This is a genomic window from Rhizobium sp. 007 (assembly GCF_015353075.1).
GTDB lineage: Bacteria > Pseudomonadota > Alphaproteobacteria > Rhizobiales > Rhizobiaceae > Rhizobium.
In genome coordinates this window covers 3,492,501-3,509,417 of the sequence record NZ_CP064187.1, presented here as the reverse complement: position 1 = coordinate 3,509,417, position 16,917 = coordinate 3,492,501, and the positions used below count along the sequence as shown (strand labels likewise).

The following is a 16,917-nucleotide window of genomic DNA, read 5'->3' as shown; positions in this document are numbered from 1 at the left end:
GAAGTCGGACGATCAGCAGCATAAGTCAAGAGGAAGGAAAACGGGGAACGGCAAGACGCGCCTCGAGCGCCGCGCCTATCGCCAGGACGTCTTCGTCGGCAAAGCGGCGTCCGACGATCTGCAGCCCGACCGGCATGCCATTTGCTGCAGGACCGACCGGCAGTGAAAGCGCGGGCAGTTGCGGCAGCATGTTGAAAGGGCAGGTCATGTCGAGCCCGGCGAAACGGCCGTCCGGACAGGTCGCGACATAGTCGTCGTCAGTTTCGCTGGCGAGCGGAGCGGTGATGGCGCAGGTGGGGCAGAGCAGGGCGTCGTAGCTCTCGAAGAGCTTTGCCATATCGCGCCACATTGCGGTGCGCAGCAATTCCACGCGCTTGTAGGCGGTGGCATTCATTGAAAAGCCGCGCTCGATGATCGCAACGACGGCGGAATCCATTTTCTCCCGGTATTCGGTAATTGTCTCGCCGAAGAAGCCAGACATGAAGACGCACCAGAGATCGAACCATTCATCGTTAACCGAGCGGGTCCAATGCATCGGGACTTCATCGACGGCGGCGCCGGCGCGACGTAGTTCCTCGACAGCAACGCGTATCGCCTGCTCGACCTCGGGCTGGATACGATAGTAACCGAGGTCCATTGAGAGTGCGAAACGCTTGCCTTCCAACTGGCCGTCTCGTGCCGCATGTGACATGAAGCCGATAGGCAGCGAAGAAATGTCCTCGTCGCTCGGACCGCAGGCCGCTTCCATGAAGGCGATGGCGTCTCCCACCGTGCGCGCCAGCGGACCGAAATGCGAGATGTTGTCGAAAACGCTTGGCAGGATCGTCATCGGAATTCGTCCGAGGCTCGGTTTCAGGCCGACCGTGCCGCAGAATGCGGACGGAATACGCACAGAGCCGCCCATATCCGTGCCCTCCGCGAAGGGCACGACGCCGGTCGCGACCGCAACGGCCGACCCACCGGAGGAGCCGCCGGAGGTGCGCTCCGGATCCCACGGGTTGCGGGTCACGCCCCAGCGCGGGCTTTCGGTGAAGCTCGCAAAGGCGAATTCCGGCGTTGTCGTCTTTCCCATCAAAATGGCACCCGCGGCTTGAAGACGGCGGATGCAGAGCGCTGTTTCGGCAGGCACCCAGTCGCCCTTTGTCCATGAGCCCAGCGTCGTCAGATCGCCTGCGGTCGGCGTCAGGTCCTTGGCGGCGAACGGTACACCGTGTAGTGGACCGGTTGCTTCGCCGCGGGCGGCGGCGCGATCCGCCTCGCGGGCCGCTTCGAGCGCCTGCTCCTCACGGAGGACGGTGAACGGATTCAGCGTTTCGCGCACCGCCTTGGCGCGGCGGATCGATTCCGCCACCACGTTTTCGGAGGCGAACCGGCCCTGGCAGATACCGCTTGCGATTTCCATTGCAGGAAGGTCCAGCGGATGTGGTGTGGCGGTTTCCAGTGGCTTACTCATCGTGGCTTCTGCCGGCGTGAAGGAGTGCGTGCGTTCTCATGCGGCTCTAGTTTCAACGGATATAGTGAAGCATCCTCGATCAACCACGTGCTTGCTGCAAAAAGTCATCCGTTGCCATCAGCTCGAGCTGAACGGAGAAGCGATTTCTCAGGAATTCCAGCGAGGCATCGGAGGTTTGGTCGTCGCTGCTGCAGGCCGCATCTTCGACAAGGATGACGCGGTAGCCGAGATCAATCGCTCCGAGTGTCGTCGCCATCACGCACACGTCGGTTTCGCCGCCTGCAATCACCAGTGTTTCGAATGGTTGCGCCTGAAGCACAGCCGCTGCATGTCGACACAGATATGGCACCAATTTCCGAGCGGTCCTCTGTTCATTGGAACCTCCGACCTTTTAACTCGGCATAGGTCGGGTTCCTTGAATTATTGAAACTCGTTGCGGCCCGCGGCGTTATCTCGCAGGCGGATAAAGGCGGCGCAGATGACGAACAAAGGGACCGGCAGCGACTATTTGCCCGACGGCGTCACTGAACATCGAGACTTTCAACGGCGGGTCTGGATCGTTCAGCGTGTGGCCTGGTTTGTCTTCGGTCTTATCCTCGCGAGCTGCCTCGTCGGCGCGTTGGGAAACGGATATCTTTCCCGCGCCTTGGTGGAAACGCCGCAAGGAACGGTCGACTACCCAGCCATCTCGCGATGGAATGCGCCGGACGAGATTCATATTCGATTCGGACCCGGCGATGCGGATTGCGTCTTCACAGTCGATGCAGCGTTTCTGAAGGGCTTTTTCGTCGAGGGCATCGACCCGCCACCAAAGGCGGTGACGTCCAAAGCCGGCCTGATCCATTATCAGTTTCCCGGGGATCCAGGCATGCCGATCGATGTCAGGTTCCACCTGCACACCCAGTCGCCGGGCTTTCATCGCATTCGTCTCGGTATCGGCGATCACGTTTCGGCCCCGCTTGTCTTGATCCTTCCGTGAGGAGAACTCGATATGGAAAGCGTTATTCGCGGCCTTTCGATCTATTTTGCCCTCCTTGTCATCATACGCCTGTCGGGCCGCCGGACGCTCGCACAGATGACGCCGTTCGACCTCGTGATCCTGTTGGTGGTCTCCGAGACGACGCAGCAGGCGATGCTCGGCGACGATTTTTCGATAACCAATGCGATCGTGCTGATCTTGACCCTGTTTCTTGCGGATATCCTGCTCTCCTATCTCAAGAGCTGGTCACCGCTTGCGGGCAAGGTCATCGACGGCGTTCCGACCATTCTGATTGCGAATGGGGTTGCAGACCAGGAGGCCTTGCGCGGCTGCAGGCTGCAGATGGAAGACGTGCTCGAGGCCGCGCGCAATCAACAGGGTGTCGAAAGCGTCAAGGACATCCGCTTCGCTATCCTCGAGGTGAGCGGCGCCATCAGCATCATCAAAAATCAATGAGTGCTGAGCCGCCTTCGAAGGCCAGGAAGGTGGCTTACGGAATCGCAAAGATGCTGATTTCGTGGGCGATGCCACGAAGCGCAACTTTTTGCGACATCGGATTGAGGCCGCGATCCGTCAGAAGGCTGAAGGCGCGCGGGTCGCCCAACACCGAGCCGGTCGCGAAGATTTCGCGCGATGTGGCCAGATGCTGGACGCGCGAGGCGATGTTCACCGTCTGCCCGAAGTAATCCTGCCGTTCGTTCAGGTTCACCGCGATGCATGGTCCTTCGTGGATGCCGATCTTCAGAAGCAGATCTTCACTGCCGCGTTCCTGGTTGAGCTTGCGCATCGCCTCGCGCATTCGCATGGCCGCGATGACTGCCCGGTCGGGGGTCGGGAAAGTGGCCATCACCGCGTCGCCGATTGTTTTCACAACAGCACCCGCTTCCGCGCCAACGATGTCGTTGAGAATGCTAAAATGCGTTTTCACGAGGTCGAATGCCGCAAGGTCGCCTACTCTTTCGTAAAGCTCAGTCGAACCGCGGAGATCGGTGAAGAGGAAGGTCAAACTGGTGATCTTCAACCGCTGATCTACTTCTATCGTGTCGGTGCGGTAGATGTCGCGGAAGGTCTGGTTGGAGAGCAGGCGCTTGGCAGTCAGGAACGGGCGGCGGCGGCCGAGCAAACCATGCAGGGCCTCGTTCGCTATGCAAACAGATGGCAATGTGCGGACCTCGGTGTGGTTCTCCACCGAAATGCGCACCGGACCGGGCCTCAGCTCAAGGGGCTCGCTATGCCGGTGCGCGCGATCGAATACAAGCGAGAGGCTCTGCCGCTCCTTAGTTGGCTCGCCTTTGATATCCAGGAACTGCGCTGCGTGGGTGACCGGTTCGAAGATGATGACGAAATCCGCAGGCAACTGCAGGGAAATGACGGCTTTCTCTCCCGGCGGCAGTTCGAGGGATTCAAGCACGAATTCGTCGACCTTCGCCTCAAAATCTTCCTCCGGCAGGTCGACACCTGAACTCCAATAGATCTGGCGGAAATACTCCAATGGCGGCAATTCGTGCGGATTGTGAGCGGCAATGCGGCGCACCCGCGGACTGACAGTGAAGGTGACTTCGACCATCTCGTCCAGCGTCGGCTCGTAGCCCGCCGCGCAAAGTGCGCAGTTATACTCGTCACTCTGGACGGTCCTCAGCGAGGTGTTGGCGTCGAGCACCCCGCCACAGCCGGGACACAGCACGTTCCATGACAGATCGAATATGCCGAGGCGGGACGCGTGCAGGAAGGCGTTGACCACCTGCTCTTCGTCGAGGTTCTCGCTGGCTGCGAAGGCAAGCGCATTGACACGGCAAAGCTTGCGGTCGGGGGCGTCATGGACGAGCCGCTCCATAGTGTCGACGATTTCCGGCTGCGCCGACTGGCGCAGTTGTGCGAATAAAGACCGGGCCTCATTCATGATAAACATCTTACACCGAATCCGATGCGCGATAAGCGGATTTCCTCAAGGTGGATGAGATTGTCGCGCGGGTCTTTCCGTTTCAGTCGACGGCCACCTTGCCACCCCCATTCAAACTCGCTAAGAGACGCCGCAACTTGGGCCCTTGGGTGCAAGGCCTTAGAAGGGTTCCACAGACTGCTTATCCGACCCTTCGGCCATGCTGTTTTCAGGGCTCCGTCATGCCGGGTCTGGCTTTCGTCTCTCCCGGCGTTTGCTGTGGTAGAGGCTTATGGCACGCATCGTAATGAAATTCGGCGGAACGTCCGTCGCTGATCTGGACCGCATCAAGAACGTTGCCCGCCATGTGAAACGTGAAGTCGATGCCGGCCACGAGGTTGCGGTGGTGGTGTCGGCGATGTCCGGCAAGACTAACGAGCTGGTTGGCTGGGTGCAGGGGACGCCGAAGGTGGTCGGTGCCAATTCACCATTCTACGATGCGCGCGAGTATGACGCGGTCGTCGCTTCCGGTGAGCAGGTGACCTGCGGGTTGCTGGCGATCGCGCTGCAGGCCATGGACATCAATGCGCGCTCCTGGCAGGGCTGGCAGATTCCGATCCGCACCGACAATGCGCATGGCGCTGCCCGCATCCTTGAAATCGACGGTGCCGATATCATTAAGCGCATGGGCGAGGGTCAGGTTGCCGTCATCGCCGGCTTCCAGGGTCTCGGGCCGGACAATCGGATAGCGACGCTTGGCCGCGGCGGTTCGGATACGTCGGCGGTGGCGATCGCGGCTGCTGTCAAAGCCGATCGCTGCGATATCTATACCGATGTCGACGGCGTCTATACGACCGATCCGCGCATCGTGCCGCAGGCGCGTCGACTGAAGAAGATCGCTTTCGAGGAAATGCTCGAAATGGCCTCGCTCGGCGCCAAGGTGCTGCAGGTCCGCTCGGTCGAGCTTGCCATGGTACACAAGGTCCGTACCTTCGTGCGCTCCTCTTTCGAAGATCCCGATGCTCCGGGCATGGGTGATTTGTTGAATCCGCCCGGAACGCTGATTTGTGACGAGGATGAAATCGTGGAACAAGAAGTAGTCACCGGCATCGCCTATGCCAAGGATGAGGCTCAGATCTCGCTTCGCCGTCTTGCCGACCGGCCCGGCGTTTCCGCCGCGATCTTCGGCCCCCTCGCCGAGAGCCATATCAATGTCGACATGATCGTCCAGAACATTTCCGAGGACGGTTCAAAGACCGACATGACCTTCACCGTGCCTTCGGGCGACGTCGAGAAGGCGATCAAGGTGCTCGGCGAGAACAAGGAGAAGATCGGCTACGACGTCGTGCAGAACGAATCGGGCTTGGTCAAAGTTTCGGTCATCGGCATCGGCATGCGTTCGCATGCCGGTGTTGCCGCCACCGCTTTCAAGGCTCTTGCCGAGAAGGGCATCAACATCAAGGCGATCACGACCTCGGAAATCAAGATTTCCATCCTGATCGACGGTCCTTATGCGGAACTCGCTGTCAGGACTTTGCATTCCTGCTACGGTCTGGATAAGAATTGATTCCCAGCAGGCCTGCCGCATTTAAGTTGTGAAGTCACGCGGCGTCTGCCGGGTTACTTTGCTTTTGTTTTTGGAGCTTGAGACGCCATGAGAGACCTATCCGGCGGTCCGCGCGTGCTGCTCAAGCGGCTGCGCGAGTTGATGGCGGAGCCGCTGGAGCCGCAGGAGCGTCTCGACCGGATCGTTCGGCAGATCGCCAGCAACATGGTGGCCGAGGTTTGCTCCGTCTACGTGCTGCGCTCTGACGGCGTTCTCGAGCTTTATGCGACTGAGGGCCTGAAGAAAGAGGCCGTCCACCTATCGCAATTGAAGATGGGGCAGGGCCTCGTCGGTACGATCGCCGCTTCGGCGCAGCCGCTCAACCTCTCCGATGCACAGTCGCACCCCGCTTTCCGTTATCTCCCGGAAACCGGCGAAGAAATCTACCATTCCTTCCTCGGCGTGCCGATCCTACGCACCGGCCGTTCGCTCGGCGTTCTCGTCGTGCAGAACAAGGCGAGCCGTACCTACCGCGAGGAAGAACTAGAAGCGCTCGAGACCACGGCGATGGTGCTCGCCGAGATGATCGCCACCGGCGAGCTCAAGAAGATCACGAAGCCCGGCCTTGAACTTGACCTGACGCGCTCCGTCACGATCAACGGCGATACCTATAACGAAGGCATCGGGCTCGGTTATGTCGTGCTGCACGAGCCGCGCATCGTCGTCACCAATCTTCTCAACGAAGATTCGGAGAAGGAAATCCGCAGGCTGGCGGAGGCGATGGGTTCGCTTCGGATTTCGATCGACGACTTGCTTTCGAGCCGCGACGTGTCGATGGAGGGCGAGCATCGCGAGGTTCTGGAAACCTACCGCATGTTCGCACATGACCAGGGCTGGGTGCGGAAGCTCGAAGAGGCGATCCGCAACGGCCTGACGGCGGAAGCAGCGGTCGAAAAAGTCCAGAGCGACACCAAAGCGCGCATGATACGTCTGACGGATCCTTATCTGCGCGAGCGCATGCATGACTTCGAAGACTTGGCGAACCGCCTTTTGCGGCAACTGACTGGCTACAGCGGCCACACGTCGGGTGATGGTTTCCCGAGTGATGCGATCATCCTCGCGCGCGCCATGGGTGCCGCCGAACTGCTCGACTACCCGCGCGCCAATGTGCGCGGCTTGGTGCTCGAGGAAGGTGCCGTCACCAGTCACGTCGTCATCGTCGCCCGGGCCATGGGCATTCCGGTGATCGGCCAGGCGGCAGGCGTTGTCGCGCTTGCCGAAAACGGCGATGCCGTGATCATCGATGGCGACGGCGGCCATGTGCATCTGAGGCCGTTGCCGGAGCATCAGAGGTCTTACGAGGAAAAAGTCCGGTTCCGCGCGCGCCGGCAGGAGCAATTCCGGGCGCTGCGCTCCGTTGAGCCGCTGACGAGGGACGGGCAGCGGATTTCGCTGCTGATGAATGCCGGGCTTCTGGTCGATCTGCCGCAACTTGCGGAATCGGGTGCCGAAGGTATCGGTCTCTTCCGCACCGAGCTGCAGTTCATGATCGCTTCGACGATGCCGAAGGCCGACGAGCAGGAAATCTTCTATCGCAACGTGCTGAAGCAGGCGGCCGGCCGCGTCGTTACCTTCCGCACGCTCGATATCGGCGGCGATAAGGTTGTGCCCTATTTCCGCGGCCACGAAGAGGAGAATCCGGCACTCGGCTGGCGTGCCATTCGCTTGTCGCTCGACCGTCCGGGGCTCTTGCGCACGCAGCTTCGCGCCATGCTGAAGGCGGCTGCCGGGGCCGAGCTGAAGCTCATGGTGCCGATGGTGACCGAGGTTTCCGAGATCGCGGCCGTTCGCGAGCTTCTGCAGAAGGAAGTGCAACACCTCTCCCGCTTCGGCCACGGTCTGCCGCGCAAGCTGCAGTTCGGTGCGATGCTGGAGGTGCCGGCACTACTCTGGCAGCTCGACGAACTGATGGCGGCTGTCGATTTCGTCTCGGTCGGCTCCAATGACCTCTTCCAGTTCGCTATGGCAGTGGATCGCGGCAATGCGCGCGTTTCCGACCGCTTCGATACGCTGGGCAGGCCGTTCCTCAGGCTCTTGCGCGACATCGTGCGAGCCGGTGAGCGCAACAATACGCCGGTGACATTGTGCGGCGAGCTTGCCGGCAAGCCGATCTCGGCGATGGCGCTGCTTGGTCTCGGCTTTCGCTCGGTGTCGATGTCGCCGGCCTCGATCGGGCCGGTAAAGGCAATGCTGCTCGGTCTCGATGCCGCGGCGCTGGCGAAGGTCATGAACGAGGCGTTGGACGATATCCACGCGACGACCCCGATGCGCGAGGTGCTTGCCCACTTCGCCGAGAGCCACAATATTCCCCTTTAGCAAATTATAAGAAGAATCGGAGCGAAGGGTGGCGAAGCTTCCCGTTGAAAAGATGCGCGAGCTGGAACGCCGCTTCGGCGAAATTGAAGCGCGGATGTCGGCCGGCCCGTCGGCGGACGTCTACGTGAAGCTCGCCTCCGAATATTCCGAGCTGCAGCCCGTCGTCACCAAGATCCGCGCCTATGAAAAGGCTGAAGCCGAGCTTTCCGATCTCGAAGCGTTGCTTGAAGACAGGTCCGTCGACCGTGAGATGCGCGATCTCGCGGAGCAGGAATTGCCGGATGTGAAGGAGCGCATCGAGGCGCTGGCGCAGGAAATCCAGATCCTGCTGCTGCCGAAGGATGCCGCAGACGAAAAGAGCGCGATCCTTGAAATCCGCGCGGGTACGGGAGGCTCGGAGGCCGCACTCTTCGCAGGCGATCTTTTTCGCATGTATGAGCGTTTCGCCGCGGCGAATGGCTGGAAGGTCGAAATCCTTTCCGCAAGCGAGGGCGAAGCCGGCGGCTACAAGGAAATTATCGCCACGATCACCGGCAAGGGCGTCTTCGCCAAGCTGAAGTTCGAGTCCGGCGTGCATCGTGTGCAGCGCGTGCCCGAAACGGAAGCGGGTGGGCGCATTCATACGTCGGCAGCAACGGTCGCCGTGCTGCCCGAAGCCGAAGAAATCGACATTGAGATCCGGCCGGAAGACATTCGTATTGATACGATGCGATCGTCCGGCGCAGGCGGCCAGCACGTCAACACCACGGATTCCGCGGTCCGTATCACGCATCTGCCGACGGGCATCGTCGTCACCAGTTCGGAAAAGTCACAGCACCAGAATCGCGCCAAGGCGATGCAGGTACTGCGTTCGAGGCTCTATGATGCCGAACGGCAAAGGGCCGATAGCGAACGTTCCGCCGATCGCAAGAGCCAGGTCGGCTCCGGCGACCGCTCGGAGCGGATACGCACCTACAATTACCCGCAGGGCCGCATTACCGATCACCGCATCAATCTGACGCTCTACAAGCTGGACCGGATGATGGAAGGCGAGATCAATGAAGTGGTGGACGCCCTGCTTGCCGATTATCAGGCAAGCCAACTGGCTCAGCTTGGCGAGCAGCAATGACCGGAGCGCGGCCGACGGTTTCTGAAGTTCTCGCCGAAGTCCGCCGCCGCTTCACCGAAGCCGGTATCGCCGATCCCGCAACGGATGCAAGACTGCTCGTCGCCGGATTGCTGAAGTTCTCCTCGAGCGAAATGCTATCACGCGGTAATGAGCCCGTCGCTGCCGATAAAGAGGCGCTGATCCCGGCGGCTGTGGAACGACGGCTAGCGCATGAGCCGGTCCACCGTATTCTCGGCGAGCGTGAATTTTACGGTCTGCCGCTTTCGCTTTCCGCCGAGACGCTGGAGCCGCGGCCAGATACGGAAATTCTCGTCGATACGATGCTTCCTTATTTAAGAACCCTTGCAAAGACGGAGGAACATCTCCATATCCTTGATCTAGGAACCGGAACCGGGGCAATATGCCTTGCGCTTTTGAGCGAATTTCCGGGAGCGTCGGGTATCGGAAGCGATGTATCTGCAGATGCCCTCAGGACGGCTGAATCAAACGCTGCAAGAAACGGATTGAAGGAACGGTTTGAGACTGTGCAATCAAGTTGGTTTCAAAACATTCACGGTACGTTTCACGCAATCGTCTCAAATCCGCCCTATATTGCTTCCAATGTCATCGACAATCTCGCTCCTGAAGTGACGAAATTTGATCCGGCGGCAGCTCTGGATGGTGGCCCCGATGGGCTTGACGCATACAAAGCGATAGCCAAGGATGCTGCCAGGTTCATGCAGCCAAACGGCGTCATAGGACTGGAAATCGGCTACGACCAGCGCAATCACGTGACGGCGGTCTTCGAGGCCGCAGGTTTCAAATGCGTCGAATCCGCAAAGGATTATGGCCAGAATGACCGGGTGCTCGTGTTCGCACCCATCGCTTGAGCGACAAATTGCAGCATTGAACAGGACATTACTGCTATTGCGAAGAAAAGGCTTGGATTTCCCGGGGAAGCGATATAGGTTGCCCTCACGCGTTGGGCAGTCAAGAAGGAACGTCGATTCGTTCGGTACTTGGTCGGCCTCGGGGGTCCACTCTTTTAAACGAGAGTTTCAAAGGTTGAACACGACCCAATGCGTGAATCAGTCAATATGACTTGAGAACAAGCGGCAGGTCGGCGCGAAGGCGCATTATGCTTGCGGCACGAAGGCCCTGAGCCGGTTTACCGGCCACGGCGGTTGGTGCCATAACTCCACACAAACAGCGAATTCAGGTGAACGATCTATGAGGCCAGGACAGCAGAACAAGCGCGGTCGAGGGCGTGGCAGTAACAATAACGGCGGCGGAAATAACAACAACAATTTCAACCGCAAGGGTGGCAATCCGCTGACTCGGACCTACGACAGCTCCGGCCCCGACGTGAAGATCCGCGGTACGGCTCAGCATATTGCTGAAAAATATTCGCAGCTTGCCCGCGATGCCCAGAGCTCCGGTGACCGCGTCATAGCCGAGAACTACCTGCAGCACGCAGAGCACTATTACCGCATCATTGCGGCCGCCCAGACGCAGATGCAGGAACGTTTCCAGCGCGACGATCGGAACGAATATACCGACCGCGAAGGTGGCGAGCGCGATGGCGACGAACTGGATACAGTAGACGGCGATGATGCCGTCGTCGTTCAGCCGCCGCGCGAGCAGCATCGTCGCGAACAGCGCGCAGAAGCTCCCGCTTCTCTACCGGCCCCGGCTCAGGATACCAACGACGGAACCGGCCCTCAGCCGGATATCGAAGGCATTCCGGCCGAAGTCTCCATGGAGGAAGAAGGCGGCCCGCAGCGCGAACGCCAGCCGCGCCGCCGTAACGCCAGCAACCGCCCGCGCCGTCCGCGCCGCGCCGAAGGCGAAGGCGAGGCTGCTTCCGCCGAAGCACCGGCTCTGGTCGAAGCGGCTACGGAATAAGGCTGCCGTCTCCGGCTCACACGAATATTGTCGCGACAGAGCCGGCGAGTATGATTGCCATCACGATATTGAAGGCGCGCGCAATGCGCGCGTCTTGAAGCAGTTTCTGCATCAATGCCCCGGCCATTAACCAGGCGAGACCGCTTGGGAAAGCTGCCACAAAAAATAGAACTGCGAAGGTTGCGGCCAAGCCGAAAGCGCTTCCTGGAGATGCGCCGGAGTAGGCGGCAATCCCACTCACGGCAACCAGCCAGCCCTTCGGATTCATCCATTGAAACGCCGCCGCTTGCAGAAAGCTCACGGCTTTCGTGTCGCCTTTCGCCTGCGTCACGTCCGCGGTCGCGATCTTCCAGGCCAGCCAAAACAGAAACGCAGCGCCGATCAGATTCATGATCGTTAGCGTAAGCGGATAAAGCAGAAACAACTGCGCAAGGCCGAGGCCCGCACAGAAGAATAGCGACGACATTCCCAAGGCAGCACCGAGCACGCATGGCAGGCCGCGTGTCAAACCCACGAGTGAGCCGGTCGCCATGATCATGACGTTGCTGGGGCCGGGCGTGATGGCGCCGACGACTGAAAAGGTCAGAAATGCAATCGTTTGCTCGAGGGTCATCAAGGCTCTGCTGTTTAGGAAGCTGCAACGCATACCAGCAGCGCTACAATCGGGTCTTGAACGTTCGTGCCATCAGCCCGCGCCGCGCGTTCGCGGAGGATTCTTCGGCCCGGGTTTCGTGGTTCCGGGCTCTTTAAACTCGCGAAAATCCATCCCATATTCCTCCTCGAATGCTTCGTCCAATTTCCAAAAAGGATGAAGCAACGGCTCGCCTTTTGAGGGAGCTCAATCTCAATCATCGGTCTGTGCCTTATAAGGGCAGGGCGATCCATGGAGGTAGAATATGAATATCGAAAAGTATTCCGAGCGGGTTCGCGGTTTCGTCCAGTCCGCCCAAACCTATGCCTTGGCGCAGGGTCACCAGCAATTCACGCCGGAACATGTCCTCAAGGTCCTGCTTGACGACGATCAAGGCATGGCCGCTTCGCTGATCGAACGCGCCGGCGGCGATGCCAAGGCCGCGCGGCTTGCAAACGATGCAGCGCTTGCAAAGCTGCCGAAGGTTTCCGGCGGCAACGGCAACATCTATCTCGCCCAGCCGCTCGCTAGAGTTTTTTCCACGGCTGAAGAGGCCGCCAAGAAAGCCGGCGACAGCTTCGTCACGGTCGAGCGGTTGCTGCAGGCCTTGGCGATTGAGACTTCCGCTTCGACCTCAGCGACGCTGAAGAATGCTGGCGTGACGGCGCAGAGCCTCAATCAGGTTATCAACGATATTCGAAAAGGGCGCACGGCCGACTCCGCTAATGCGGAACAAGGCTTCGATTCCCTGAAGAAATACGCCCGCGATCTGACCGGCGAGGCCCGCGAGGGTAAGCTCGATCCGGTGATCGGCCGCGATGACGAAATCCGCCGTACCATTCAGGTCCTCTCCCGCCGCACCAAGAATAACCCGGTGCTGATCGGCGAGCCCGGCGTCGGCAAGACGGCAATCGTCGAGGGACTGGCACTACGTATCGTCAACGGCGACGTGCCGGAGTCTCTCAAGGACAAGAAGCTGATGGCGCTCGACATGGGCGCGCTCATTGCTGGTGCGAAGTATCGCGGCGAATTCGAAGAACGGCTGAAGGCCGTGCTCAACGAAGTGCAGTCGGAAAACGGCGAGATCATCCTTTTCATCGACGAAATGCACACGCTAGTCGGCGCCGGCAAGGCGGATGGAGCGATGGATGCTTCCAACCTTCTGAAGCCAGCGCTTGCGCGCGGCGAGTTGCACTGCGTCGGTGCCACCACGCTCGACGAGTACCGCAAGCATGTCGAGAAGGACGCAGCACTCGCCCGCCGGTTCCAGCCCGTCATGGTCGATGAACCGACGGTCGAGGACACGATCTCGATCCTTCGCGGCCTCAAGGAAAAATACGAGCAGCACCACAAGGTTCGCATTTCGGACTCGTCGCTGGTGGCGGCTGCGACGCTGTCAAACCGCTATATCACCGATCGCTTCCTGCCCGACAAGGCGATCGACCTGATGGACGAGGCGGCCGCGCGGTTGCGCATGCAGGTGGATTCGAAGCCCGAAGAGCTCGACGAGTTAGATCGCCGCATCATGCAGCTGAAAATCGAGCGTGAAGCGCTAAAGAAGGAAACGGATGCGGCCTCCGCCGACCGTCTGACGCGGCTCGATGCCGAACTGACGGACCTGGAGGAGAAGGCCAATGCGCTGACGGCCCGCTGGCAATCGGAAAAGCAGAAGCTCGGTCTTGCCGCCGATCTCAAGAAGGAGCTCGACGACGCCCGCAACGAACTGGCAATCGCCCAGCGCAAGGGTGAATTCCAGCGCGCCGGCGAATTGACCTATGGCGTCATTCCGGAGCTGGAGAAGCAACTGGCCGATGCGGAAAGCCAGGATGGCGACCGCAGCGCCATGGTGCAGGAGGTCGTGACCCCGGACAATGTCGCCCATGTCGTTTCCCGCTGGACCGGCATTCCGGTCGACAAGATGCTGGAAGGCGAGCGCGAGAAGCTGCTCAGGATGGAAGACGAACTGGCGACTTCGGTCATCGGCCAGGGCGATGCGGTGCAAGCCGTATCGCGTGCCGTTCGCCGCGCGCGCGCCGGGCTGCAGGACCCCAACCGGCCGATCGGCTCATTCATCTTCCTAGGCCCGACCGGCGTCGGCAAGACGGAGCTTACCAAGGCGCTCGCCCGCTTCCTCTTCGACGACGAGACGGCGATGGTGCGCATGGACATGTCGGAATACATGGAAAAACACTCCGTGGCCCGGCTGATCGGCGCCCCTCCCGGCTATGTCGGCTACGAGGAAGGTGGCGCATTGACGGAAGCTGTCCGCCGCCGGCCTTATCAGGTCGTGCTCTTCGACGAGATCGAGAAGGCGCATCACGACGTCTTCAACATCCTGCTGCAGGTGCTGGATGAGGGGCGCCTGACGGACGGCCAGGGCCGCACGGTCGACTTCCGCAATACGATGATCATCATGACCTCGAACCTCGGTGCCGAATTCCTCACCCAACTGGGCGAGGGCCAGGACAGCGACACGGTTCGCGAGCAGGTGATGGAGGTCGTGCGCGCCAATTTCCGGCCGGAATTCCTGAACCGCGTCGACGAGATCATCCTCTTCCATCGCCTGAAGCGCGATGAGATGGGCGCGATTGTCGATATCCAGCTGAAACGGCTGGTGGCGTTGCTGGCCGAGCGCAAGATCACGATCGAGCTCGATGACGATGCCCGCAGTTGGCTTGCCAACAAAGGCTACGATCCGGTCTATGGCGCGCGGCCATTGAAGCGGGTGATCCAGAAATATGTCCAAGATCCGCTCGCCGAGCAGATTCTCTCCGGCCAGGTGCCGGACGGATCGACGGTGAAGGTCACCAACGGTTCCGACCGCTTGTTGTTCCGCCCGCGCAATTCCGCCGTCAGCGAAGCAGCGTAAGAGACCGGCGTCCGGGAAAGCTAATGGCGGCTCCGGCCGCCATTTTTTTGGACTACTTGCTGGCGATCTGATCGACCGGCTGGTTATTCAGGAGCGTATCGATGCGCTTGCGCTCGTCCTGGAATTTAGCCAGTGCTTCGCCGGCCAGCGACTTGCCGCCCGGCAGGCGGATGCGGAGCGGATCGACCTTGGTACCGTTGACGATCATCTCGTAGTGCAGATGCGGTCCGGTGGATTCGCCGGTGGTGCCGACCCAGCCGATCACCTGGCCCTGGCGAACTTTGGCTCCGGGCACGATGCCTTTGGCAATGGCGCTCTGGTGGTTGTAGGAGGACTCGTATCCATTGGCATGACGGACGATCGTCTGATTGCCATAGCCGCCAGAATCCCAGCCGGCCTTCTCGACCGTGCCATTGCCGGTCGCGATGATCGGCGTACCGCGGGGAGCGGCCCAGTCGACGCCCGTATGCATGCGGGCAAAACCCAGGATCGGGTGGCGTCGCATACCGAAACCGGACTTGAAAATGCCGTTCGGCACCGGGTTGCGCAGCAAGAACTGACGGATGCTCTTGCCGTCCTGATCGAAGTAATCGACGTTTCCGTCCGCATCCTGGAAGCGGTAGAAGCGTGTCACCGTATCGCCAAAACGGGCATTGACGTAAAGCAGTTCGGAATTCGGCGTCGCGCGGCCGCTCGAATCGGCGACAGAGAAAAAGGCCTCGAGGAAATCGGTCGCCCTCAATTGCGCCTGGAAGTCAACGTTTGCCGCAAGCAGCTTGATGATCAGCGCCGTCATATCCTTGGTCATGCCGTAGGAAAGAGCGGCGCGATAAATGCCGTCATAAACGCGCGGCAGGTTCTGGCCAGCGGGAACCGATAGCGAATTGTCATCGAAGGCAGTCGCGATCGCGTCAAGCCTAGGCGGTTCACTTGCCTCAACGAAGCGGCTCTTGTCATCGAGAGCGATCGTGACGAGATGACGCGTGCCACGATAGACGCTGGCGCGGATGAGTTTGGCCTGTTCGCCCTTCTGGATGATGCCGACACGCAGGACGTCGCCCTTGGCAAGCTCGTCGCTGCCGAGTGGCGGCGCGAGGTTGGCAGAGAGCATCTTCGCCTGCGGCTCGGGATAGCCGGAATCCATCAGCGCCTTGACGATGGTGACATCCTGGCGGGCCGGCACGATGTCGTCGGCAAATTCCTCGGTCTGCGGCGTGATCGATTCCGGCGCAGACACCGTCATGTTCTGCTCGAGAACGCGGGCCGACAGGCCAGATGTCAGATCGACATCGTTGTCCTCGTTCGAAAAGCGCTGAGGGTCGACATAGTAGAGCGCCGCGACTTGAGTGGCTCCGTCAGTCAGCGCCGAACCGTTCGAGCGGACGTTCTCCTCGACTTCATCCAGAGTCATGCCTGGCGCCGCCTGAAAGTCGCTCTTTCCGGTTGGGAAGGGAACGGTCTTGAGGCTGACCTCGGATTCAACGTCCGAGCCGTAAATCGCGCCGGTGCGTGCGGCCGGTGCGGGCTGCGCCTCATCGGCCGCGAAGATCGCAAGCGCGTCGAAATCCGGATAATCCTCGGTCGCCACGTGATTGGCGGCGAGCCGCATCTTTACATGCGAGAAGGGCTGGCGGCGCACGATTTCCTTGTCACCGTCATGGACGACCGTCGACACTTCCATGATCGCCCGGTCCGAAGGTCTGGCGGCGATCGCGGGGGCGATCAGCCGTCCGCCACGGGTAACGGCGCTATCTTCATGGGTATTGATGCTGGCAAAGGCCTCGGCGGGGATCGCCAGCTGCTGCCGGCCATCAAGGGCGGCAAAGAGCGCGACACCCATCAGCACGCTCGATGTGATGCCAGTGAGGAACGTGCCCGAAAGCCAGCGTAAAGAAACCTCACGCTTGTCGGGTGCGCGCCTGCCATCGGCGAGAAGCGGAGGCTCGTTACCCAACGAGCGGATCATCATCTTCTCCGTCATCATGGCAGTTTTATCCGCGTCCTTTCATGGGCTTACTCGGGGCTGCTCCGGCTGGGCCGAAAGATGTGCATATTTCGGGCATGGAAGTCAAATCACGCCGCAGGGCGCAATCTAGCGCCCATGCCTGCGTGAATCATGCGTCCTTCTGAGACCACCCGATTGTGATCTTGTGAGGGCGGAACCATGGCCGAAGGCAATTTTTACCGGCGTT

Annotated in this window: 12 protein-coding genes and 1 pseudogene; 8 read left to right on the top strand and 5 right to left on the bottom strand. The window is 60.4% G+C overall.

The genetic code is table 11. The features are described 5' to 3' along the window. Positions 1-25: 25 nt before the first annotated feature. A complete protein-coding gene (locus ISN39_RS17155; RefSeq protein ID WP_194728303.1) occupies positions 26-1,453 on the bottom strand; it encodes an amidase in 1,428 nt (475 codons plus the stop codon). 79 nt (positions 1,454-1,532) lie between these two features. Next, positions 1,533-1,772 (bottom strand): annotated as a pseudogene (locus ISN39_RS17150) (isochorismatase family protein); the annotation flags it as partial. Between the two features lie 159 nt (positions 1,773-1,931). On the opposite strand from ISN39_RS17150, the gene ISN39_RS17145 reads away from it, so the two are divergent. Continuing rightward, positions 1,932-2,432: a hypothetical protein gene (locus ISN39_RS17145; RefSeq protein ID WP_194728301.1), complete on the top strand. Its 501-nt coding sequence runs from the start codon at positions 1,932-1,934 to the stop codon at positions 2,430-2,432. A gap of 12 nt (positions 2,433-2,444) precedes the next feature. Next, positions 2,445-2,888: a YetF domain-containing protein gene (locus ISN39_RS17140; RefSeq protein ID WP_039846247.1), complete on the top strand. Its 444-nt coding sequence runs from the start codon at positions 2,445-2,447 to the stop codon at positions 2,886-2,888. A gap of 34 nt (positions 2,889-2,922) precedes the next feature. On the opposite strand, the gene ISN39_RS17135 is transcribed toward ISN39_RS17140, so the two are convergent. Further along, positions 2,923-4,332: an adenylate/guanylate cyclase domain-containing protein gene (locus ISN39_RS17135; RefSeq protein WP_194728300.1), complete on the bottom strand. Its 1,410-nt coding sequence runs from the start codon at positions 4,330-4,332 to the stop codon at positions 2,923-2,925. Positions 4,333-4,603: 271 nt separating this feature from the next. Here ISN39_RS17135 and ISN39_RS17130 point away from each other — a divergent pair, with 271 nt between their 5' ends. From ISN39_RS17130 to ISN39_RS17110, 5 genes are all read left to right on the top strand, one after another. Then, positions 4,604-5,878 (top strand): aspartate kinase, encoded by a 1,275-nt coding sequence (locus ISN39_RS17130; RefSeq protein WP_074069801.1) that lies wholly within the window; start codon positions 4,604-4,606, stop codon positions 5,876-5,878. An 87-nt stretch (positions 5,879-5,965) separates the two neighbouring features. Next, entirely contained in the window at positions 5,966-8,233 is a 2,268-nt protein-coding gene (gene ptsP, locus ISN39_RS17125) for a phosphoenolpyruvate--protein phosphotransferase (protein WP_074069800.1), read from the top strand. 28 nt (positions 8,234-8,261) lie between these two features. Then, positions 8,262-9,341: a peptide chain release factor 1 gene (prfA, locus tag ISN39_RS17120; protein WP_194728299.1), complete on the top strand. Its 1,080-nt coding sequence runs from the start codon at positions 8,262-8,264 to the stop codon at positions 9,339-9,341. Then, positions 9,338-10,210, top strand: coding sequence for a peptide chain release factor N(5)-glutamine methyltransferase (prmC, locus tag ISN39_RS17115; RefSeq protein WP_074069798.1), 873 nt, complete (start codon positions 9,338-9,340; stop codon positions 10,208-10,210). Before prfA ends, prmC begins: the two co-directional genes overlap by 4 nt. 340 nt (positions 10,211-10,550) lie before the next feature. Next, on the top strand, positions 10,551-11,225 hold the full coding sequence (locus ISN39_RS17110; protein WP_194728298.1) for a DUF4167 domain-containing protein: 675 nt from the start codon (positions 10,551-10,553) through the stop codon (positions 11,223-11,225). 16 nt (positions 11,226-11,241) lie between these two features. Here ISN39_RS17110 and ISN39_RS17105 read toward each other — a convergent pair whose 3' ends face one another. Further along, the gene (locus ISN39_RS17105) at positions 11,242-11,838 is read right to left on the bottom strand and encodes a LysE family translocator (protein ID WP_194728297.1); all 597 of its coding nucleotides are present in this window, start codon (positions 11,836-11,838) and stop codon (positions 11,242-11,244) included. Positions 11,839-12,121: 283 nt separating this feature from the next. Here ISN39_RS17105 and clpB point away from each other — a divergent pair, with 283 nt between their 5' ends. Next, the gene (gene clpB / locus ISN39_RS17100) at positions 12,122-14,725 is read left to right on the top strand and encodes an ATP-dependent chaperone ClpB (protein WP_194728296.1); all 2,604 of its coding nucleotides are present in this window, start codon (positions 12,122-12,124) and stop codon (positions 14,723-14,725) included. A gap of 52 nt (positions 14,726-14,777) precedes the next feature. On the opposite strand, the gene ISN39_RS17095 is transcribed toward clpB, so the two are convergent. Continuing rightward, entirely contained in the window at positions 14,778-16,709 is a 1,932-nt protein-coding gene (locus ISN39_RS17095; protein ID WP_074069794.1) for a M23 family metallopeptidase, read from the bottom strand. Between the last annotated feature and the right edge of the window lie 208 nt (positions 16,710-16,917).